Origin of the sequence: Bacillus sp. AFS098217 (genome assembly GCF_002551815.1) — a bacterium.
Classification (GTDB): Bacteria; Bacillota; Bacilli; order Bacillales; family Bacillaceae_G; genus Bacillus_A.
On record NZ_NVPR01000017.1, the window covers coordinates 1 to 21,142 of the forward strand.

At 35.0% G+C, this 21,142-nt stretch carries 20 protein-coding genes, 3 pseudogenes and 1 riboswitch; of the genes and pseudogenes, 20 read left to right on the forward strand and 3 right to left on the reverse strand.

Annotated features, from left to right (window positions below; translation table 11 throughout):
* Nucleotides 1-305 precede the first annotated feature (305 nt).
* Nucleotides 306-349: riboswitch (PreQ1 riboswitch) on the forward strand.
* Between the two features lie 93 nt (nucleotides 350-442).
* Genes queC through queF form a run of 4 tightly spaced genes read left to right on the forward strand, consistent with a single transcriptional unit; the run spans nucleotide 443 to nucleotide 2,844 of the window.
* Nucleotides 443-1,105, forward strand: coding sequence for a 7-cyano-7-deazaguanine synthase QueC (gene queC, locus COO03_RS04145; protein ID WP_097895338.1), 663 nt, complete (start codon nucleotides 443-445; stop codon nucleotides 1,103-1,105).
* Nucleotides 1,105-1,599, forward strand: a complete 495-nt coding sequence (queD, locus tag COO03_RS04150) for a 6-carboxytetrahydropterin synthase QueD (protein WP_097895339.1) — start codon at nucleotides 1,105-1,107, stop codon at nucleotides 1,597-1,599. The genes queC and queD overlap by 1 nt, the downstream gene beginning before the upstream one ends.
* Entirely contained in the window at nucleotides 1,592-2,308 is a 717-nt protein-coding gene (gene queE, locus COO03_RS04155) for a 7-carboxy-7-deazaguanine synthase QueE (protein ID WP_097895340.1), read from the forward strand. Before queD ends, queE begins: the two co-directional genes overlap by 8 nt.
* Nucleotides 2,309-2,346: 38 nt before the next feature.
* Entirely contained in the window at nucleotides 2,347-2,844 is a 498-nt protein-coding gene (gene queF / locus COO03_RS04160) for a preQ(1) synthase (RefSeq protein WP_097895342.1), read from the forward strand.
* Between the two features lie 47 nt (nucleotides 2,845-2,891).
* Here the strand turns inward: queF and COO03_RS04165 are convergent, their stop codons facing one another.
* The gene (locus COO03_RS04165) at nucleotides 2,892-3,077 is read right to left on the reverse strand and encodes a YkvS family protein (RefSeq protein WP_097895344.1); all 186 of its coding nucleotides are present in this window, start codon (nucleotides 3,075-3,077) and stop codon (nucleotides 2,892-2,894) included.
* A 382-nt stretch (nucleotides 3,078-3,459) separates the two neighbouring features.
* Between COO03_RS04165 and COO03_RS26835 the strand changes: the two genes are divergently transcribed.
* Nucleotides 3,460-3,618, forward strand: a complete 159-nt coding sequence (locus COO03_RS26835; RefSeq protein ID WP_097895346.1) for a hypothetical protein — start codon at nucleotides 3,460-3,462, stop codon at nucleotides 3,616-3,618.
* Nucleotides 3,619-3,712: 94 nt separating this feature from the next.
* Nucleotides 3,713-4,315 carry a histidine phosphatase family protein gene (locus COO03_RS04175; RefSeq protein WP_097895347.1) on the forward strand — a complete coding sequence of 201 codons (603 nt, stop codon included), beginning with the start codon at nucleotides 3,713-3,715 and terminating at the stop codon, nucleotides 4,313-4,315.
* 36 nt (nucleotides 4,316-4,351) lie between these two features.
* Here COO03_RS04175 and COO03_RS04180 read toward each other — a convergent pair whose 3' ends face one another.
* Nucleotides 4,352-4,930 carry a GNAT family N-acetyltransferase gene (locus tag COO03_RS04180; protein WP_097895348.1) on the reverse strand — a complete coding sequence of 193 codons (579 nt, stop codon included), beginning with the start codon at nucleotides 4,928-4,930 and terminating at the stop codon, nucleotides 4,352-4,354.
* Between the two features lie 217 nt (nucleotides 4,931-5,147).
* Here COO03_RS04180 and COO03_RS04185 point away from each other — a divergent pair, with 217 nt between their 5' ends.
* The 7 genes and pseudogenes from COO03_RS04185 (at nucleotide 5,148) to nrdF (ending at nucleotide 10,920) form a co-directional block, all read left to right on the forward strand.
* Nucleotides 5,148-5,342 carry an abortive phage infection protein gene (locus tag COO03_RS04185; protein WP_097895350.1) on the forward strand — a complete coding sequence of 65 codons (195 nt, stop codon included), beginning with the start codon at nucleotides 5,148-5,150 and terminating at the stop codon, nucleotides 5,340-5,342.
* Between the two features lie 24 nt (nucleotides 5,343-5,366).
* A complete protein-coding gene (locus tag COO03_RS04190; RefSeq protein WP_097895352.1) occupies nucleotides 5,367-5,684 on the forward strand; it encodes a hypothetical protein in 318 nt (105 codons plus the stop codon).
* Between the two features lie 555 nt (nucleotides 5,685-6,239).
* Complete coding sequence (gene nrdI, locus COO03_RS04200) at nucleotides 6,240-6,599, forward strand: class Ib ribonucleoside-diphosphate reductase assembly flavoprotein NrdI (protein WP_097895356.1); 360 nt, start codon at nucleotides 6,240-6,242, stop codon at nucleotides 6,597-6,599.
* A pseudogene (locus COO03_RS04205) lies at nucleotides 6,586-7,350 on the forward strand (ribonucleotide reductase N-terminal alpha domain-containing protein); the annotation flags it as partial. The gene nrdI and the pseudogene COO03_RS04205, both read left to right, overlap by 14 nt.
* A gap of 241 nt (nucleotides 7,351-7,591) precedes the next feature.
* Entirely contained in the window at nucleotides 7,592-8,353 is a 762-nt protein-coding gene (locus tag COO03_RS04210) for an NUMOD3 domain-containing DNA-binding protein (RefSeq protein ID WP_097895359.1), read from the forward strand.
* A gap of 97 nt (nucleotides 8,354-8,450) precedes the next feature.
* A pseudogene (locus tag COO03_RS04215) lies at nucleotides 8,451-9,770 on the forward strand (ribonucleoside-diphosphate reductase subunit alpha); the annotation flags it as partial.
* Nucleotides 9,771-9,951: 181 nt separating this feature from the next.
* Entirely contained in the window at nucleotides 9,952-10,920 is a 969-nt protein-coding gene (gene nrdF / locus COO03_RS04220; RefSeq protein WP_097895360.1) for a class 1b ribonucleoside-diphosphate reductase subunit beta, read from the forward strand.
* Nucleotides 10,921-10,979: 59 nt separating this feature from the next.
* Here nrdF and COO03_RS04225 read toward each other — a convergent pair whose 3' ends face one another.
* Nucleotides 10,980-11,765 (reverse strand): hypothetical protein, encoded by a 786-nt coding sequence (locus COO03_RS04225; RefSeq protein ID WP_097895362.1) that lies wholly within the window; start codon nucleotides 11,763-11,765, stop codon nucleotides 10,980-10,982.
* Between the two features lie 491 nt (nucleotides 11,766-12,256).
* Here COO03_RS04225 and COO03_RS04230 point away from each other — a divergent pair, with 491 nt between their 5' ends.
* From COO03_RS04230 to COO03_RS04260, 7 genes and pseudogenes are all read left to right on the forward strand, one after another.
* Nucleotides 12,257-13,606 (forward strand): APC family permease, encoded by a 1,350-nt coding sequence (locus COO03_RS04230; RefSeq protein ID WP_097895364.1) that lies wholly within the window; start codon nucleotides 12,257-12,259, stop codon nucleotides 13,604-13,606.
* A gap of 219 nt (nucleotides 13,607-13,825) precedes the next feature.
* Complete coding sequence (locus COO03_RS04235; protein ID WP_097895365.1) at nucleotides 13,826-15,121, forward strand: Glu/Leu/Phe/Val family dehydrogenase; 1,296 nt, start codon at nucleotides 13,826-13,828, stop codon at nucleotides 15,119-15,121.
* 24 nt (nucleotides 15,122-15,145) lie between these two features.
* Nucleotides 15,146-15,233 (forward strand): annotated as a pseudogene (locus tag COO03_RS04240) (SAV0927 family protein); the annotation flags it as partial.
* A 280-nt stretch (nucleotides 15,234-15,513) separates the two neighbouring features.
* Complete coding sequence (locus tag COO03_RS04245) at nucleotides 15,514-15,762, forward strand: hypothetical protein (RefSeq protein WP_097895368.1); 249 nt, start codon at nucleotides 15,514-15,516, stop codon at nucleotides 15,760-15,762.
* Between the two features lie 142 nt (nucleotides 15,763-15,904).
* Nucleotides 15,905-18,034: a sigma 54-interacting transcriptional regulator gene (locus tag COO03_RS04250; protein ID WP_097895370.1), complete on the forward strand. Its 2,130-nt coding sequence runs from the start codon at nucleotides 15,905-15,907 to the stop codon at nucleotides 18,032-18,034.
* A gap of 213 nt (nucleotides 18,035-18,247) precedes the next feature.
* Nucleotides 18,248-19,741, forward strand: a complete 1,494-nt coding sequence (locus COO03_RS04255) for an aldehyde dehydrogenase family protein (RefSeq protein WP_097895373.1) — start codon at nucleotides 18,248-18,250, stop codon at nucleotides 19,739-19,741.
* Nucleotides 19,742-21,124: a putrescine aminotransferase gene (locus tag COO03_RS04260; protein WP_097895375.1), complete on the forward strand. Its 1,383-nt coding sequence runs from the start codon at nucleotides 19,742-19,744 to the stop codon at nucleotides 21,122-21,124.
* The last annotated feature ends 18 nt before the right edge of the window (nucleotides 21,125-21,142 follow it).

The window sequence follows — 21,142 nt, forward strand, 5'->3', positions numbered from 1 at the left end:
CTCTTTTTAGGTGGGAGAGAGCATCTGGCCATGCATAGAAGCGGTCAGGGCCTTTTTCTGCCACATGCGAAGTAAAAACAGAAAGAGCATACGAGTGTAGCTTACTTTTTATTCTGCATCGCAGGGATTTAGAGGTCGAAAAATTAAAATGAATTTATATTGAATGCCAATATAATCATACTATTAAAATTCAAAAAAATGAATATTAACCTTGAATGAAAGACAGAAAAATCAGATGTTTTTCTGGATATACACAGTATGTTACAATATGTGTTGGCAATGAAAGAAGAAATTCCATGTATGACATGGGAGAGGTTCGCGAACTCCCTCTATAAAAAACTATGGAAACAACAATATCCTTAGGTATTGTTTTGTTTTTTTATTGTGACAGTTCAAGAACGTTCTTTCTTCTTATTCGTAGTAGAGAAGGAGAATGAGTGAAATGAAAAAAGAAAAAGCGGTTGTTGTTTTTAGTGGTGGTCAAGATAGTACAACATGTTTATTCTGGGCTATGCACCAGTTTGCAGAAGTAGAAGCTGTAACGTTTAATTATAATCAACGTCATAAGTTAGAAATTGATTGCGCAGCAGATATTGCAAAAGAACTAGGAATCAAACATACAGTACTAGATATGAGTTTATTAAATCAGCTTGCTCCAAACGCGTTGACTAGAACGGATATGGAAATCACGCATGAGGAAGGGGAATTACCATCCACATTTGTAGATGGACGAAATTTACTATTCTTATCATTTGCGGCTGTATTAGCGAAACAAGTTGGAGCACGTCATATTGTAACTGGCGTATGTGAAACAGATTTTAGCGGTTATCCTGATTGCCGTGATGTGTTTGTGAAATCGTTAAACGTTACCTTAAACTTATCGATGGATTACCCGTTTGTTATTCATACACCACTTATGTGGATTGACAAAGCAGAGACATGGAAATTGTCAGATGAACTTGGTGCATTCGAGTTTGTTAGAGAAAAAACATTAACATGCTATAACGGAATAATTGGTGATGGCTGCGGTGAATGTCCAGCATGTAAACTTCGTAAAGCAGGATTAGATACGTATCTACAAGAACGCGAAGGGGCGAATGTATAATGGAACAAAACTTTTTTGGATTTCGCATTGTAGAAAATTTACAAAAAATGGACAAGGATATTCAGCATGAGCAATTAAAATATCATAATAAACGAGTGATGGTTAGCAAGGAATTTACATTTGATGCAGCGCATCATTTGCACTGTTATGAAGGGAAATGTAAAAATTTACATGGTCACACATACAAAGTTGTTTTTGGTATTAGTGGATATGTAAATGAGATTGGACTTGCAATCGACTTTGGAGATATAAAAGAAATTTGGAAAAAAGAAATTGAAATTTATTTAGATCATCGTTACTTAAATGAAACATTACCAGCGATGAATACAACTGCTGAAAATATGGTCGTTTGGATATATGAAAAGATGGCATCTGCACTTACAAAAGAGAATCGTGCAGATGAATATAAGGGAGCACGTGTTGAATTTGTTCGATTATTTGAAACACCAACAAGTTATGCGGAAGTAAGACGGGAGTGGATGCTCGGTGAGTAAAATTCCTGTTTTAGAAATTTTTGGCCCGACAATTCAAGGAGAAGGAATGGTTGTGGGTCAAAAGACAATGTTCATTCGTACAGCAGGATGTGATTATAGTTGTGCTTGGTGTGATTCTGCTTTTACATGGGATGGATCAGCAAAAGAGCAAATTAGACAAATGACTCCAGACGAAATTTGGAGTGAACTTGTTGAACTTGGTGGAGAAAACTTTTCACATGTAACAATTTCAGGTGGAAATCCAGTGTTACTGAAAAATATAGAGAGTTTGCTGGATGTACTAGAAGAAAAGCAGATTCGTACAGCTATTGAGACACAAGGAAGTAAATGGCAAGAATGGTTACTCCATATCGATGAAGTAACCATCTCACCAAAGCCACCAAGTTCACAGATGAAAACCGATTTTATCATGTTAGATTCTGTAATTGAAAGATTAGTAGGGAAAGATTTTAGTTTGAAAGTAGTCGTGTTTGATGATCATGACTTTGAATATGCAATAAAAGTACATGAACGCTATCCGCATGTACCATTTTTCTTACAAGTTGGAAATGATGATATAAAAACAGCGGATGATACAATGCTTGTTGGAAAACTACTGCAGAAATATGAATGGCTTATTGAAAAAGCTGTTCATTGTAAAGAGATGAATGATGCGAAAGTATTACCTCAGCTTCATGCATTAGTATGGGGAAATAAGCGAGGCGTATAAGGAATTCTTACCAATCGAATTGAAGGGATGTATACACAATGGCAGGAAGATTAGATGAAGATTTAAAGGATGTAACGTTACTTGGAAATCAAAATACAAAATATTTATTTGAATATAGTCCAGAAATTTTAGAGACATTTGATAATAATCATCCAAACCGTGATTATTTTGTAAAATTTAATTGTCCTGAATTTACAAGTTTATGTCCAAAAACGGGACAACCAGATTTTGCGACGATTTATATTAGCTATATTCCAGAACAAAAAATGGTAGAGAGTAAATCTTTAAAATTATATTTATTTAGTTTCCGTAATCATGGCGATTTTCACGAAGATTGTATGAATGTTATTATGAATGACTTAATTAAATTAATGGATCCACGTTATATTGAAGTGTGGGGGAAATTCACACCACGTGGTGGTATCTCGATTGATCCGTATTGTAATTATGGTCGCCCTGGTACAAAATACGAGAAAATGGCAGAATATCGTATGATGAATCATGATCTATACCCTGAGACAGTTGATAATCGTTAATGAAAAAAGGATCTGTATATCGTATACGGATCCTTTTTTCTATTATATTATGTATGTTGATTGATAACTGTATAATTTTTGTGATTTACAACTGTAAGAGGTTCCATATCTAGTTCTCTGTAATTTTCCATAATTGTTATATCGACAATAACGGAGTTTTTATTTACTTTTTGAACACGGCCTTGCATTCCACCTTTAAATTTGATAATATCTCCAGTTTCTGCGATTTTCATAAGCAACTCTCCTTGTTATAGTTTTTTTCAAAAAATAACAAATCTAGTCTTTTTTTATTTCCCTTTATTTTGAACTATATTTCCTAATTTGTAAATGTTTTCAAAGAAAAAAACGAAAAATATTCACTCTTTATAAGAAATGTATAAAAGTATTTTCTAATTATAGAGGAAAAAAGTGGATAAATCAGTGCTTATATTACTATATAGGGGTATAATAAAATAATACTGTGATTGTCAGGGGATACAGCACCTGTAATCATAAGTTGGACTAAATAAGGTATTTACGGGCATTTTATTTCCCATCAACTTGTTTTGCTTGTTGCTAAAATTTGAGGATAGGGTATTATGACCTGTTAATGCGGGAGAAATTAGGGGCGGTAACATGATGTTTGAAATTGTTGGAAGTTTTATAGCAATTCTTTTATTCCTATTCTCATATAAGCAATTAAAATTAATTCGTAACGAAGATACAAGTGCGTATTTTGATGGATTAGATGGTGTACATGCTTCCATAAATCATGAAAGCGGTGCAGATATGTAAAGGAGTATGACTTTCTTTATCTCCATGGTATGATGACGATAAGTAACAGTGCATAATAATATAGTTGATGAGCTGTGAATGGAGAGTGAAGAAAATGCGAATTTCTTTTATTCGTCACGGTCGCTTGAATAGTGCTACAAAGCCAATGACAGTTACTTCGTTTCATGAATGGATGGAGCGATATGATTTAGATCATATGATCAAAGAGACAAAAATACCACTTGAGACAGTTGAGGCCATTGAATCAGCAAAGTTGATTGTAACGAGTGATCAAAAACGTGCTGTGCAGTCAGCGGCAGAATTAACGGACTCTTTATCTTTTATACAAAGTGCTCTTTTTCGAGAAGCAGAAGTACCCTCTGGATTTTTTGCTCCTAAGTGGGTGAAATGTAAACCAGAAGTATGGACAGTTATCGGCCGTACATTATGGATAGTTGGATATTCTAAAGATGTTGAGTCTTACCGAAAAGCGCTAGAAAGAGCAAAACAAGCAGCTGATACACTGATTAGTTATGCTCTTGTACATGGACGTATTGCACTTGTAGGTCATAGCTATTTTAATACAATGATTGGTGCTGAACTGCGTGCAAGGGGTTGGTCTGGACCGCCTATTTTCCATAGAAAGCCATGGGGATGTACAGAATACACATTTCATGAAGCGATGAATGGAACTGCCTTAAACACCAATTTAACATAGAAGCACACGATTCAAATAAAGAATCGTGTGCTTTTTTTAAGAAACAAAGGCTTTTTTATATAGTGGTTTTACTAAATGAGCGTATGGTTCTCCAACAAGCATAACCGTTTTATCTTCTTGATAACCAAGTTTTTTATATAAAGAGAAAGCTCGCGTGTTTTCTAAATTTACAAGTAATGCAATTTTCTCGTAGCCTTTTTCAAAGGCATCATTTTCAGCGGTTTTAATTAATTTTGAGCCAATGCCACGTCCGCCATATGAGCTCGAAACAGATAATGTGTCAATGTAATATTCATCGAGTTCTGCTTCTTTCTCTAGTGTAATGGTTGAATCTTGTTGGCTTTTTCGTAAGTGTTTTACAATTGGAGTATCGAGTTGTTCGGCATGACTCCCGTGGTAGGCCACGATAATTCCAACTGCTTTACCATCTTGTTCTTCAACGAAACAGTTCTCATAGCTAAGTCGATTTCCTTTTTTTAAAAACCAAGTTTCAAGTCCTGTCAATACTTCTGTTTCTGTCTTCCCACCTGTGATCTTTTCAGCAATTTCATGCAGAGCGTTATACAATAAAGGAGATATTGCCTTCGCATCTGTCTTTTTTGCTTTCCGAATCATATTATCCCTCCTAGTTGTCATTCTTATTGTAACATAAAATAAAATTACAACCAGTTATTCAAAATTTCGATAAGGTGTATAAGGTGGACTTGGTTATCGAAGAGACATGGTATAGAAGAACCACTATGTTAGTATATGGTTCTTACAGAAAATGTAATAAATTTACCATTGTCGGCCTGTAGAAGATGAGATAGAATATTGCAGAGAGGTGAAATACATGGATAAACAATTAGCAAATACAATTTTAGATCAATTGAAAAATGGTGAGATAAAAGAGTATGTTGTAACAAAGGATGTATTTTATACGTTTCGTGAGGTTATAGTGAATCGAGAAGATTTTAAACATTTTAGTGGAAATGCACAACGCGGTGGACAGATTATTTATACATATACAGAAGTGCCACGTTCGTAATAGAAGATAAAGGAGAGGAGATTTATGGGAGAATTTAAACAGGGTATTTTGCCGCACTGGGATTATATGTGGAAAGACGGAACTGGAAGAAGGTTTGTAGGAATGGTTCTGTTTCCTGAGAAGCGAAAGTATGTAAGAGAAGTGATTGAAAAAACAAAAGTAGCATATGAACAAGGGAAACAAATTCGAGTAACTGTAAAGGTTCAACATACGTATCAAAATGTAGAGGGAACGGTTGTATATTTTGATGAAGAAGCGCCAGTATTTACTGTCCAAGATCACGAAGAGAATTTTCATCATTTATTTATAAGAGATGTTTTACGTGTTGAGCATTGTGAATGAGTGACGCAAATTTTGTGTACAGCCTTTTTTAAATTCTCATCACACTAATAAATAAATTGGTGTGCCATAATAATTGTCCTTTTCATTGTAATGATATTTTATTGTGTAACAAAAACAAAAAGTATATGTATTTGATTTAATAGAATGAAGTGAAACTTTAATCCACAAGAGAGAATTCCTTACTTGTGTGATGTAAATGATATGTAACCGGTTTCGAACAGATTACAGCTAACAGTCTGTTCTTTTTTTATGATGCTGGAGAAATATATTTCTCCAGCATTTACCGTTTTTTTACAAAATTCATTGTTAACATTTTTATAAAAATGGTTAAATTCGTTGACAACTTTTTTGAAAAGCACTTTATTGACATGAGTTTTAGAATGTTGTTTCATAGTCTTTGTATTAAAAAAAACGACTTGTTATGTCGAAAAGTAAAATTTAAAAAAAGAAAGATTTTATACATATATCTTGTGTCTTGTTTTGAAACGTAATACAATATATAGGGAAAACATGAATCGGCATCGAGATATTAAAGTAGGAAAGGGAGGGTCGGAGATGTTAATTGCATATGATTCTATGACAGGAAACGTGAAGCGTTTCATTCACAAATTAAATATGCCGGCCGTTCAAATTAACGAAGATCTAGTAATGGACGAAGATTTTGTTCTTATTACGTATACAACAGGTTTTGGAAATGTGCCGGAACGTGTTTTAGAATTTTTAGAGCGCAATAATGCAAATTTAAAAGGCGTATCTGCAAGCGGCAATCGCAACTGGGGAGATATGTTCGGAGCAAGTGCAGATAAAATCTCAACCAGATACGAAGTACCTATTGTATCAAAATTCGAGTTATCTGGAACAAATAAAGATGTAGAATATTTTAAAGAAAGGGTGCGGGAGATTGCGACACATTGAACTGAATAATGAAATCACGCAAATGCAAGACGGTTTCTATCAGCTTCATAAGGATAAAGAAGCATTAGAAGTCTTTATGGAAGAAGCGAGAGCGAATACCGTTCATTTTGATAGCGTGGCAGAGCGAATCAAGTATATGAATGAGCATGATTACTATTACAACGTTCTGGATGAGTATAAGTTGGAGGAAGTAGAGGAAGTATATAACGTTGCATACGGTGAAAACTTCGAGTTCCAATCTTATATGGCAGCATCTAAGTTTTATAAGGATTATGCGTTAAAAACAAATGATCAAAAACAATACTTAGAAAGCTATGAAGATCGTGTATCAATTGTGTCATTATACTTAGGGCGCGGTGATATTAAGAAAGCAAAACAGTTTGCAAGCATGATCGTAAAACAAAACTACCAACCAGCGACACCAACCTTTTTGAATGCGGGAAGAAGCAGAAGAGGAGAAATGGTGTCTTGTTTCTTGTTAGAGATGGATGATAGTTTGAATTCAATTGGATTTAATATTAATACGGCGATGCAGTTATCAAAAATTGGTGGCGGAGTTGCTTTAAATCTTTCTAAGCTACGCGCACGCGGTGAACAAATTAAAGGTATCGAAAATGCAGCAAGCGGTGTTGTGCCGGTTATGAAGCTGCTTGAAGATTCGTTTTCGTATGCGAATCAGTTGGGACAGCGAAAAGGTGCCGGAGCTGTGTACTTGAATATCTTCCATTGGGATATTATAGAATTTTTGGATTAATTGGTAGTCCCTCTATGCAGTAATGTATATGAGAAAACCTTGTGAACCTAGCCAATAGGGTGTCGCATTAGCGGCTAACGGTATCAGTTGAATAAGGGGAAAAGAAAAAGAACCCACGAAGAAGCTGACTAAGAGAGCCTACGGTCCATTGTATGTGGATAGCAGGTAATACCGTGCCAAGCTTGTTAGAAATGCTTATTGGGTGAAGTGGAATCTTACATTCACCGGGGGCGATTCCATGAATTGTGGAATTTATATGATAATTAATAAGGAAAATAGAAATTTCTATATTGGCAGTTCCAATAATTTTAAAGTAAGATTTAAAACTCATAGGAATCAGTTAAATGCAAATAGGCATCATAGTAAACATTTACAATCAGCTTGGAATATGTATGGCGAGGAACAATTTGAGTTTATTGGGATAATTGAGCTGCCAGACGATAAAGACATTCTTCATAAAATTGAGCAGAGTTTATTGGATCAATATTATGGAGACCAGTACTGTTATAATGGTCATCCAGTAGCCAGAGGCGGGGCATTGAGTGGAAAGAAGAACCATATGTATGGCAAAACACATTCAGAGGAAATTAAGAAATTTCTATCTGAAATTAATTCTGGTTCTAATAACTATTGGTATGATAAGCCTGAGCATATGGAATATATGAGATCTAGAATTACAAAACGATTTCATGGTAGAAAGCATACGGATGAAACAAAAGAAAAAATGTCTAAATCTCGTAAAGGTAAAAAACATACAAGGGAAACATGTATGAAGATAAGTCAAGCTCAAAAAGATCAATATAATTCTGGGAGAGAAAAGCAAAAAAAGCCGATTGTTATAAATAGTATTTACTATGAATCTTTGTCTGAAGCTGGAAGAGCATTTAATGTGCCTGCCAATACGATTAAATACAGAGTTATTTCTAGAAACTTTCCTAATTATCAATTCTTTCAAGAAGGTGTAGAGACTATCGAACGCACGTCAATAGACGAAAGCTAGTAGAGTAGGCTGGAAATAGGTACCAGTCGAAGTGCAAGGCAACCAGTTACAGGTTGATGATATAGTCCAACCTTCATAGAAATATGAAGACAAGTTGACCAAAAAAATAAATGCCGACGAGAAGAGCCGTATTCAGTCTCTATCGATCGGAATTATCGTTCCAAGTAAGTTCTTTGAGCTTGCTGAGAAAAATGAACCATTCCATGTTTTCGCACCTTATACAGTATATAAAGAGTACGGAAAACATTTAGATGATATAGACATTGATGAAATGTATGATGAACTGATGAGCAATCCGAATGTCAAGAAGAAGGCACTTGATATTAGTGCGCGTGACATGCTTATTAAAATTGCAATGATTCAGCTTGAGTCTGGTTATCCATACTTAATGTTTAAATCAAATGCGAACAAGCAACATCCATTAAAGGATATTGGAACCGTGAAGATGTCGAACCTCTGTACAGAAATTTTTCAACTGCAGGAAACATCCGAAATTAACGACTACGGTACAGATGATATTATCCGCCGTGATATTAACTGTAACTTAGGATCCTTAAACATTGTAAACGTAATGGAGAATAAAGAAATTCGTGAAGCAGTCCATGCGGGAATGGAAGCTTTAACAGCTGTTTCTGATATGACTATCATTCCAAATGCGCCGACTGTGAAAAAAGCAAATGATGAGCTTCATTCAGTTGGGCTTGGTGCTATGAACTTACACGGATATTTAGCAAAAAATAAAATTGCTTATGAAAGTGCAGAAGCGAAAGAATTTGTTCGTACATTCTTTATGATGTTAAACTACTACTCCATTGAAAAGAGTATGGGTATTGCGAAAGAAAAGGGCGAAACATTTAAAGACTTCGATAAGTCGGATTATGCAAATGGCACATACTTTGAAAAGTATGAGACAACAGATTACAGTCCTGTAACGGAGAAAGTACAACAGCTATTTGAGGGAATCTATATTCCAACAAAAGAAGATTGGACAAGTCTAAAAGAAGAGGTGCAGAAGCACGGTTTATACAACTCATATAGATTGGCCATCGCTCCGACACAATCAATTAGTTACGTGCAAAATGCAACTTCAAGCGTAATGCCAATTGTAAGTCAAATCGAATCAAGAACGTACGCAAATGCGACAACATATTACCCAATGCCGTATTTATCAAAAGATACGTTCTGGTATTATAAATCTTCTTACGATATGAATCAGTTTAAACTAATTGATTTAATCGCAGAAATTCAAGAGCATATTGACCAAGGAATTAGTACAATTCTTTATGTAAATAGCGATATTTCTACGCGTGAATTAGCACGTTATTACATTTATGCGCATAAAAAAGGACTTAAGAGCCTGTATTATACAAGAACACGTAAATTAAGCGTGGAAGAGTGTGTAGCTTGTACTGTTTGATGAAACTATAAGTGACTAATATACAAAATTAAGAGTGAGACATCATGAGCAGGGTTTTCTGACCCTGCTCATGCTTAGTTGTAAATTTTAAGATGTCTAGCTTGTGGTTAAGTTTTTATCATGGAATGAAAGTTTAACCATAAGCTAGAAGAGCTTAATTATAAAGAGAAGGGGCGATTTAATGCGCGCGGTAAACTGGAATAAAAAAGAAGATGATTTTAGTTTAATGTTTTGGAAGCAAAACATCGCTCAATTTTGGACAGAAGAAGAAATCGCAGTATCTTCTGACAAAAATACTTGGGTGCAATTATCAAAAGAAGAGCAAATTGCTTATAAGCGTGTATTAGGTGGTTTAACACTTCTAGATACAAAGCAGGGCGGCGAAGGGATGCCACTTGTACTTGTTCATCTTGAGAATTTACAGGCGAAAAGTGTACTAGCTTTCATGGGAGCGATGGAAGAAGTACATGCGAAAAGTTATAGTCATATCTTTACGACACTCGCAACAGAAGAAGAAATTGATGAGATTTTTGAATGGGTAGATAGTCATCCATTACTTGAGAAAAAAGCAGGAATTATTACAGGGTATTATCGCAAACTATTAAAGCCACAAGTAACGAAAAAAGAATTATATATGGCTATGGTAGCTAGCGTATTCTTAGAAAGTTATTTGTTCTACAGTGGATTCTTCTATCCACTATATTTAGCAGGACAAGGAAAGTTGACTGCAAGTGGGGAAATTATTAACTTAATAATTCGTGACGAGTCAATTCATGGCGTATTCGTCGGCCTTTTAGCACAACAAACATTTGCGGAACTTTCTGCAGAAGAGCAACAAGAGGTGCAAAAAGAAACACAAGAGTTATTAATGGAACTGTATGAAATTGAAACTGTATATACAGAAGAAATTTATACATCTATTGGACTTGTTGAAGAAGTAAATCGCTTTGTTCGTTACAATGCGAATAAAGGGCTTATGAACTTAGGATTAGAACCACAATTTGAAGAGGAAGAAATTAATCCAATCGTATTAAACGGTTTACGTACAGATACGAAAAACCATGATTTCTTCTCTGTAAAAGGAAATGGTTATGTAAAAGCAACAAATGTTGAAAAACTATCAGATGATGATTTCGTATTTGATTTTTAATAGATAGGATAAAAAAAGCTGCCTTTATATGAAGGCAGCTTTTTTTATTGAATATTGAATCATTTCATTTTTACTCTTAAAATAAATGGCTGAATTAAATTTATTTTTGAATCATCTTGAAACGTTGGAGTAATTTTAAAATCAAATTCATTTGGTATATTTGGTAAAGTATAGAGATTTGTTCCATCTACACTCGTATGTGGAGCTACAATGCCCCTCTGATCCCAATTTCCTTTAAATGAAGTCGGCATTGTACTTTTACCGTTTTGTTCAATTTTTGCACCAGGAGCACCAGCGGATACAGGTATATCTGTAGTATTATTGACTGTATATTTAACACGTACAATGTCCTCCGCTTGTTCTATTGTGTGCACCGTTACTATAACTCCATGTTGTTCTAAAGTTACACTGTTAGCTGGTTTCCCTTGATTTTGATTAGATTGCTGTTGATTGTTATTACTGTTGTTATTGCTATTGTTATTATTGTTTGAATTACCATTACCATTATTATTGTTATTACTATTAGAATTGTTCGAATTACCGTTGTTCGAATTACCGTTGTTGTTATTGCTATTGTTATTTGAATTACCATTATTATTGTTATTACTATTAGAATTGTTCGAATTATCGTTGTTGTTATTGCCATTGTTATTATTGTTTGAATTACCATTATTATTGTTATTACTATTAGAATTGTTCGAATTACCGTTGTTATTATTGTTATTTTCTTGTTTACTAGATTCAGCATTTGTTTTCTCTTTGTCACCAAAACTACATGCTGACATAGAAAATGCCAAACTAGACGCTAATAAAATTTTACCTGTACTTCCTTTTAAATTCTTCATATTGTTCTCCCTTTCCCCCTCTTAAAACATAAAAAAGTTGAGCTTTAGTCTTTTAAAAGCTAGAAGGTATGCCATTTCTATATTTATCCTGAAATACCTTTCTATGTATGTATTTTACAAGGAATTACAAAAGAGGTCAAAGTCTAAATGTATTTGTATATAAAAACGCCTTAATAAGATCTAAGACGGTTTTTCCCTCTTTATTTGTAAACGGTATGAGAAATTGAATACATTATGTCAAAATGAATAAAAAACCAGCAGAAAATGTAAAGGAAATAATCTCACCTGTTCTATCTTTGAAGTGTAAAAATTGGATTATCCTCTTAATTTTTTGAGCAAGAAAATTTTGGCTCAAAAATTGCATGAATATTTAAAAAATAAAGGGGGTTTTGGAATGCGATATATAAAATACACAGTTCATTGAAAGCGTTTTCTGTTTAGTTATCAAACTTTACATGGAAATTAGATAGAGAAATTAGGAGGAATGATAGGTGGGAAAAGAAGTTGGTTTAAAACGTTCATTGGGACTTTGGTCAATTGTCATGCTAGGTGTCGGGTATATGACGCCGATGGTGGGGTTTGATACATTTGGAATCGTTTCTGAAAAAACGGACGGGCATGTTCCAGGAGCTTATCTTATTGCATTAGCAGGAATGTTATTTACAGCTGCAAGCTACGGCAAAATGGTAAAGGTTTTTCCTACCGCGGGATCTGCTTATACGTATACACAGAAGACAATTAGTGCAAGGCTTGGATTTCTTGTTGGATGGTCAGCGTTATTGGATTATTTGTTTTTACCAATGGTGAACGCGCTATTAACGAGGATTTATATGTCCGCACTTTTTCCAAGTGTTCCTTCTTGGCTATGGGTCGTTGGATTTGTCCTACTGATTACACTGATAAATATTATTAGTGTAAATGTTACTGCTAATTTCAATACATTCTTAGTAGTGTTTCAAATATTAGTAATGGTTGTGTTTGTAGTCCTTGTTATAAAAGGATTGATAGCAGGAGAAGGAACTGGAGAAGTCTTTTCCATTCAGCCGTTTTTTCAATCAGATATACACATATCATCGTTAGTTGCAGGGGCCACAATTCTTTGTTTTTCATTTTTAGGTTTCGATGCGGTAACTACATTTTCGGAAGAAACACCAAACGCGAAGAAGACAATTCCTCGGGCTATTTTTCTCACCGCTTTAATTGGCGGAGTTTTATTTATTGTTACTACGTACTTCACACAATCTTTTTTCCCAGATGCATCCATATTTAAAGATCAAGAATCAGCGGCACCAGAAATTGCACTATACGTTGGCGGAAAATTATTTCAAACTTTCTTTTTAGTAGGGACATTTATGGGAACAATGGCATCAGGTTTAGCTTCTCATACAAGTGTGTCGCGATTATTATACGTAATGGGGCGAGATAATGTAATCCCGCAGAAGATATTCGGATACATTCATCCTCGCTTGCGAACTCCAGTATATAACATTATTTTTGTCGGAGTTATTTCACTTTCCGCTATATTTATCGATTTAGAAACAGCAGCATCACTTATTAACTTCGGAGCGCTTATTGCATTTACATTTGTTAATTTATCTGTAATTGCTTACTATGTTGTAAAGCAAAAAAGATATAAAACAGTAAAAGACTTTTTAAATTTCTTAGTTCTGCCTATTTTAGGAGCAGGTACAGTAACTGTTTTATGGTTTAACCTCAATATTAATTCGCTTATTCTTGGACTTAGCTGGGCTGCCGTTGGAATTGGTTACCTGTTATATATTACGAACATGTTTCGGTCAGCTCCGCCGCAAATGCATTTTGAAGAGGTACAGGAAATGTAAAATAACAAAAGACATCGGAATCTTTCCGGTGTTTTTTATTTTGGAGATTTTAAAATCATGCAATATTGCATAAGTCATTCAACAATTCATAAGGAACGAGAGAACATTTGGAAATCAGTATTAGAGAGAAGGCTGAAAAGGGAGCATAAACATTATATTTTTATTTGGCACGATTATTGCTTTATAAAACTAGTAAAAATATATAAATGAGGTGTTATCGTGGCAATTCAATCAGAAAAAAATACAACTCAATCTGTACAGGGAAAAGTTGAGATTGAAAATCCTTTAGAGGAATTTCAGTCTATATTAAAAGAGGCACTCCAAGTTTTACGTTATCCAGAGGAAGTATTCGAATTTCTTAAAAAGCCGATGCGCTTTTTAGAAGTAAGCATTCCGGTTCGAATGGATGATGGAACAACAAAAGTATTTCAAGGGTATCGTGCCCAGCATAACGATGCAGCAGGGCCAACAAAAGGTGGCATTCGGTTTCATCCAGATGTTACAGCTGAGGAAGTAAAAGCGCTTGCTGGTTGGATGAGCTTGAAATGTGGAGTAACCGGACTTCCATATGGAGGAGCAAAGGGCGGGATTATTTGTAATCCGCAGGAGATGAGTTTTAGAGAACTAGAGTTACTTAGTCGCGGTTATGTAAGAGCAGTGAGCCAAATTGTTGGGCCTACTAAAGATATTCCAGCTCCTGATATGTATACAAATGCTCAAATCATGGCTTGGATGCTAGATGAATATGATCATATTAGAGAATTTGATTCTCCAGGCTTTATAACTGGAAAACCATTGATGCTCGGGGGATCACAAGGGCGGGAAACAGCTACTTCTAAAGGAGTATTGTATACACTTCAGTTAGTGAGTGAGCTGAAACATATTCCACTCCAAAATATGCGAGTAATCATTCAAGGGTTTGGAAACGTTGGAAGCCATTTAGCAAAATATTTATATGATATTGGTGTGAAAGTGGTAGGAGTATCTGATGCTTTAGGCGGCATTTACAACCCAGATGGTTTAGATGTTCCTTATTTGCTAGAAAATCGAGATTCGTTTGGAGTAGTATCGAACCTCTTTAGTAAAACAATCTCTAATCAAGAGTTGTTAGAAAAAGAATGTGATGTACTCATTCCAGCAGCAATTGGAGGAGTGATTACGAAACATAATGCAAAAAGGCTTGGATGTAAGATTGTAATTGAGGCTGCAAATGGTCCGACAACAAAAGAAGCGATCACAATGTTAGAAGAGAAAGACATTTTGGTTGTTCCAGATATTCTAGCAAACTCTGGAGGGGTTATTGTTTCTTATTTTGAATGGTGTCAAAATAACCAAGGGTATTATTGGACAGAGCAATATGTCGATCAATGCTTAAAGGAGAAAATCACATCTAGCTTTTCTGATGTATTCAATACTTCAAAGCATTTTGGAGTAAATATGAAAATTGCTGCTTATATAGAGGGCGTTCGTAAAATTGTAGAGGCATCGCGCCTAAGAGGTTGGTTGCATTTTTAACCTTTTAACAAAGGGAGGAATAAAATGGAGCTTGATATTTTATTAGCAGAAATTGAAAGACAACCAATCGGTTATTATTGCATCGTGTCGAATTGTCATCGATATGATAATAAATCCATTTTCATTTTTCGACATCTAAATCTCTGCTATGAAAAATACAAAGTAACCTACATTCGTTTACTCTTTCTGTTTTTACTTCGCATGTGGCAGAGAAAGGCCCTGACCGTTTCTATGCATGGCCAGATCCTCTCTTCCACCTAAAAAGAGAGGTTTTATATGGTTTTTTAATTGATGTATATATAGAAGATTTTCGAAGTTTTTTCCATAGGATTTTTCAGTCACAAATGTTGGCAGAACAATATTAATAGAATAAAAGAAGGGAATGATTCATTTTGTATTATGAGATCGTTACGAGCCCATGCTATGGAACAGTTGAAAAAGTGTCTATTGATAAGGACTCCCGAATTTACGAATGGGAACCACTGTTTGCGATTAAAAATATGAATGGTCAGCTGGAAGTAATTAAAACGGGATGTAGTGGAGAAGTACAATCTTTAGAAGTAGAAGCAGGAGATAAGGTAATTCCAGGGATGGTATTAGCTTATATTCAAGAAGATCTTTTAATTAGTGGTAGTGATTAATTGGAGAATAAAAAGGAAGATGGAAGCATTCATCTTCCTTTTTTTATTAAACAAAGGAAAAGGATTTATTGTCAGATTAATTAAAAAAATCTGTCTTTAATGATACAATACAAGTTAAGGAGTTCAAAGGAGGGTTAGCGGAATGTTTTCCATTGCTCATAAAAAAATTAGACCGATTGTTTCTCTATCTATTGATCAACTTGAGAAGGAAGGAAATATAGATGTTAAAAATATAAAAGAACCTTTTCTGTTTTTAAAAAAGGAAGATCAATTATTTGCATACGTCCATGTGGAAGATCTGCTATCAAGAAATGAGGGGGTAACTGCCGGAGCGTTACTTTCAAATGCTGTTTCACTAGATACAATCTGTCACCTTAGCAAAAATATTTCTTTAACAGCTCTCTTTCAAATTATTGGGGCACCTATTGCCATTGTGAAAAATGAAATAGGAGAGTTAAAAGGGTACATAAGAAGAGAGGATGTTTTTGCGGAATTATTTAAGCAAGAAAATAAAAGTGTAGATATACTAAAAATCATTTTAATGTCTATTCCAATGGGGATTTTTGTGGTAGACCGGGAAAAGAAAATTGTAAATTGTAATGAATCTGGTTTAAAGATGATTAAATCTACTTCTGAAAAAGTACTGAATGTACCAGCAGAACAGATTTTTAATGGGGAACATATTAACAATGTATATGCAACGGGAAAAACAATTTTAAATCAGTTACAACTAACAAATGAAATGGGAGTATTAGTTGATTACAGTCCGATTCCTAGCTTCGATCAAAGCATTGAAGGAATAGTTATTATTGTACAAGATTTGCCAATGGTTGAGGATATGGCCATGGAAATTGAATATATAAAGGATTTAAATAAAGATTTACATGCAATCTTATCTAGTATTTATGATGAAATATTAGTAGTCAATCATAAAGGGGAACTAATTCGTTATAGTGAAACAATTATCAATGATTTTTGGGGAGGAGATTTAAAGGATCTTTTAGGAAAAAACCTTTTAGATTTAGAGCGAAAAGGTTTATTTAGTCCATCTGTTACTCGTTTGGTACTAGAACAAAAGAAAAAGGTATCGATTGTACAAGAAACAAAAAGTGGTCGAAAAATATTAGCGGTTGGAAATCCTGTGTTTAATGAAACTGGAGAACTGCATCGCATTATTATTGCATCAAGGGATATTACAGAGGCAACGAGATTAAAGACGGAATTGCATGAGATGAAAAAGATATCTGAACAATATAAGAAGGAATTGGACAACTTTAAAAATAAAGATCGTTTTCTTAAGAAGCTTATTTATTGTAGTCCGAAAATGGAACAAATTATTAATCAAGCTAAAAAAATAGCTGATTTTTCTTCTAATGTTCTTATTTCTGGAGAATCGGGTGTTGGAAAAGAAGTGATTGCCCAAGCCATTCATCAACTGGGAAATCGATCTTCAAAGCCATTTTTAAAATTAAATTGCGGTGCAATTCCAGAATCATTATTGGAAAGCGAACTGTTCGGATATACGAAAGGTGCTTTTACCGGTGCTGATAAAAATGGAAAAGAAGGATATTTTAAGCGAGCGGATCAAGGAATTTTATTTTTGGATGAGATTGGAGAAATGCCTTTACATTTGCAAGTGAAATTACTTCGGGTGTTACAAGAGCAAGAAGTCATTCCAATCGGAAGCACAGTACCTACGAAAATAAACGTTCAAATTATTGCGGCCACAAATAAAAGCCTCGAAAAAATGGTGGAAGCTGGTACGTTCCGTGAAGATTTATTTTATCGCTTAAATGTAATTCCACTGCACGTTCCCCCGTTAAGGGAACGAATGGAAGATGTTCCAGTACTCGCATTTCATTTCTTACAACAGTTAAATGAAAAATATAATAAAAACTATCATTTAACTCCTGATGCACTAAATTTACTAGAATTTTATTCATGGCCAGGAAATGTACGAGAATTACAAAATATGATTGAACGTTTAGTAGTATCAGCAGATGAACCAGTTATTGAAGCCGAATTTGTTAGCAAATTTTTAACCCCTGGTTATGACTTTAAAAAATCAAAGCCAGTTATTACAAGGGTCTTACCATTACAAGAAGCATTACATTCTGTAGAAGAGCAATTAATCTTACTTGCGATGAAGCAGTATAAAACAACGACGAAGGCCGCAAAAGCACTTGGAATTAGTCAATCTTCGGTTAGTCGTAAATATCAAAAAATCATGAATGAAAAGGAAATACCAGTTGATGCAATTTCATATTTCTAAAAGAGAAAGGGGAAGTCTACATGGACTACTCCTTTCTCTTTGTTATTTTTACTGTAATTATGCAAAATGTAATAATCTATGCAAAAATGCATAAGTTCGTATGTTTTATTTGAAGAAATAGTCAGTTTTTGTATGATTCCTTCGTATTTCAAATATTGGCACAATTATTGCTTATATAATATATGAACGATCGACAAAGGGGGATTATATATAATGCTAGATTTAAAAATGTATCTAAATGGTGAATGGAGAGAGTCTAGTAATCAAGAGAAACGACCTATTATTAACCCTGCAAATGGCAAGGTTATCGCATATGCGCCTGAGGGAACAATCGAAGATGCAAAAGAAGCGATAGAAGTGGCAAGAGCGACTTTTGATAGCGGAATTTGGTCAGAAACATCCGCTGCTGAAAGAGCATCTTATTTATTTAAAATAGCAGATGAAATTGATAAAAATAAGGAAGAACTTACGCGTCTTGAAACGATGGATAATGGAAAAACACATCGTGAGGCAGAAGGTGACATTGGGGATGCGGCAGCTTGCTTCCGTTATTATGCTGGGCTTATTACAAAACCAGATGGACAAACATATCATGTAGCTGATCCAATGCAAGCTATGGTAGTCAGAGAACCAGTTGGTGTTTGTGGATTAATTGTTCCTTGGAATTATCCATTATTAATGAGTGTATGGAAAATTGCACCTGCTTTAGCGGCTGGAAATACGATTGTATTTAAACCGTCTGAGGTTACACCAATCACTGCAACAAAGTTATTTGAAATCTTTGAGAAAGTAGAGCTGCCAAAAGGTGTTGCGAATATGGTGATGGGTGCTGGCCCAACGGTAGGAAATGAGATTGCAGCAAGTGATAAAGTAGATATGATCTCCTTTACGGGAGGAACAAAAACAGGAAAACACATTATGAGAACAGCAGCAGATAACATGAAAAAGATTTCGTTAGAATTAGGCGGAAAATCACCTAATATTATTTTTGCAGATGCGGATTTTGAAACAGCTGTTGACTATGCACTGTTCGGTATTTATGCAGGTACTGGTCAAGTGTGTTCGGCAGGATCAAGAATCCTTGTTGAAGAAAGCGTTTACGATAAATTTGTTACTAGTTTCGTAGAACGTGCGAAGCAAATTAATGTTGGACCTGGTGATAACCCAGAATCAGAGATGGGACCACTTGTAAGTCAAGAGCATATGGAAAAAGTATTACGCTATATTGAGATTGGGAAAGACGAAGGAGCAGAAGTTGCTTGCGGAGGAAATCGTATACTGGCGGATGGAAAAGGTGATGGTTTCTTTATTGAACCAACAGTCTTTGTCAATGTAAAACCTGGTATGCGTATTGTGCAGGAAGAAATTTTTGGTCCTGTTGTAGTTATCCAAAAGTTTAAGGATGAACAGGAAGCAATTGAGCTAGCAAACGGTACAGATTACGGTTTAGCTGGAGGAGTATTTACAGTTGATGGCGCAAAAGCGATGCGTGTAATCCGCAAGCTTCGCGCAGGGATTACGTGGATTAATAGTTATCATCCAACATACAACGAGGCGCCTTGGGGTGGATATAAGCAAAGTGGTATCGGTCGTAGTTTAGGAACGTTTGGTCTAGAAGAATTCCAAGAAATTAAGCAGATTAATATAAATCTAGAAGTAGAACCAATTGGTTGGTTTGCAAATAAAAAGACTATAGGAGTGAAATAGATGGGGACAAATGTAAAAAGTAAATTCAATGAGCAGGATGTAAACAATTCAAATGTAACTGAGTATATTACGAAAGTACTGCAATTAATTGAAAAAGAAAAGGTCTCTGAAGAAGAGGCTAACTGGATCCAAAAAGAAACAGTAGATGGATTTAGAGAGCATGTCAATCCTGGTTTTCTTGCATATAGAAAAACAGTAACAAAAGATGGGCAATTTGCAGCAGTAGAATGGTCTGATGAAGGATCTTGCTTTATGGATATCAATGGTAAAAAATATATTGATTGTTTAGGTGGATTTGGAATTTATAATGTTGGACACCGTAATCCGAAAGTGGTAAAAGCTGTAACGGATCAATTAAAGCGTCAAGCATTGCATAGTCAGGATTTACTAGATCCACTTCGTGCGATTCTTGCAAAGATTTTAGCAGATATTACACCTGGGGATTTGAAATATGCTTTCTTTACAAATAGTGGGACAGAAAGTGTGGAGGCGGCATTAAAACTAGCAAAAATGTATAGTGAACGAACAACTTTCATTTCAACAACACGTGCCTTCCACGGTAAGAGTCTTGGCTCTTTATCTGGAACAGCAAAAGGAATGTTCCGTAAACCATTCTTACCATTAATTCCAGGTTTCCGTCACGTTCCATTTGGCGATATTGAGATGATGAGAAAAACATTTGAAACATGTGCATTAGTAGGGGAAGATGTTGCAGCTGTTATTTTAGAACCAATTCAAGGGGAAGGCGGTATTATTTTACCTCCAGAAAATTATTTGAAACAAGTAAGAGAACTTTGTGATGAATTTGGATCACTACTTATTTTTGATGAAGTACAAACGGGAATGGGACGTACAGGGAAAATGTTTGCTGCAGAATTATATGATGTAGTACCAGATATTATTTGTCTTGCGAAGGCATTTGGCGGAGGCGTAATGCCAGCAGGTGCAATTGTTGCCAAAGAAAAAGTATTCCAAAGTTGGTTTGAGAACCCATTCATGCATACAACAACGTTTGGTGGAAATCCACTTGCATGTGCTGCTGCAATTGCAACAATCCAAGTATTATTGGAAGACAAATTACCAGAACGAGCTGCAGAAGTTGGGGAGTATTTCTTAAACGGATTGAAAAAAGCAGCAGAAGGACATGAAGACAAAGTATTTGAAATTCGTGGCCAAGGTTTAATGATTGGTATTGAATTCCATAAAGATGAAATTGGTTATGAAGTATCGAAAGCAATGTTTGATCAAGGCATCCTTGTTGCAGGAACGTTAATTAATTCAAAAACAATTCGTATTGAACCGTCTCTTACAATTAGTTATGAAGAAGTAGATACGGTAATCAATACTTTCAAATCAGTGTTAGCACAAGTAAAAGTACAATAATCATTCCATACAATAACG

Bases quoted from the DNA above. Each gene is read 5' to 3' on its own strand.
- queC (WP_097895338.1), top strand. From the start codon at position 443: ATGAAAAAAGAAAAAGCGGTTGTTGTTTTTAGTGGTGGTCAAGATAGT.
- queD (WP_097895339.1), top strand. From the start codon at position 1,105: ATGGAACAAAACTTTTTTGGATTTCGCATTGTAGAAAATTTACAAAAA.
- queF (WP_097895342.1), top strand. From the start codon at position 2,347: ATGGCAGGAAGATTAGATGAAGATTTAAAGGATGTAACGTTACTTGGA.
- COO03_RS04165 (WP_097895344.1), bottom strand. From the start codon at position 3,077: ATGAAAATCGCAGAAACTGGAGATATTATCAAATTTAAAGGTGGAATG.
- COO03_RS26835 (WP_097895346.1), top strand. From the start codon at position 3,460: ATGATGTTTGAAATTGTTGGAAGTTTTATAGCAATTCTTTTATTCCTA.
- COO03_RS04175 (WP_097895347.1), top strand. From the start codon at position 3,713: ATGCGAATTTCTTTTATTCGTCACGGTCGCTTGAATAGTGCTACAAAG.
- COO03_RS04180 (WP_097895348.1), bottom strand. From the start codon at position 4,930: ATGATTCGGAAAGCAAAAAAGACAGATGCGAAGGCAATATCTCCTTTA.
- COO03_RS04185 (WP_097895350.1), top strand. From the start codon at position 5,148: ATGGATAAACAATTAGCAAATACAATTTTAGATCAATTGAAAAATGGT.
- COO03_RS04190 (WP_097895352.1), top strand. From the start codon at position 5,367: ATGGGAGAATTTAAACAGGGTATTTTGCCGCACTGGGATTATATGTGG.
- nrdI (WP_097895356.1), top strand. From the start codon at position 6,240: ATGTTAATTGCATATGATTCTATGACAGGAAACGTGAAGCGTTTCATT.
- COO03_RS04210 (WP_097895359.1), top strand. From the start codon at position 7,592: ATGAATTGTGGAATTTATATGATAATTAATAAGGAAAATAGAAATTTC.
- nrdF (WP_097895360.1), top strand. From the start codon at position 9,952: ATGCGCGCGGTAAACTGGAATAAAAAAGAAGATGATTTTAGTTTAATG.
- COO03_RS04225 (WP_097895362.1), bottom strand. From the start codon at position 11,765: ATGAAGAATTTAAAAGGAAGTACAGGTAAAATTTTATTAGCGTCTAGT.
- COO03_RS04250 (WP_097895370.1), top strand. From the start codon at position 15,905: ATGTTTTCCATTGCTCATAAAAAAATTAGACCGATTGTTTCTCTATCT.
- COO03_RS04255 (WP_097895373.1), top strand. From the start codon at position 18,248: ATGCTAGATTTAAAAATGTATCTAAATGGTGAATGGAGAGAGTCTAGT.
- COO03_RS04260 (WP_097895375.1), top strand. From the start codon at position 19,742: ATGGGGACAAATGTAAAAAGTAAATTCAATGAGCAGGATGTAAACAAT.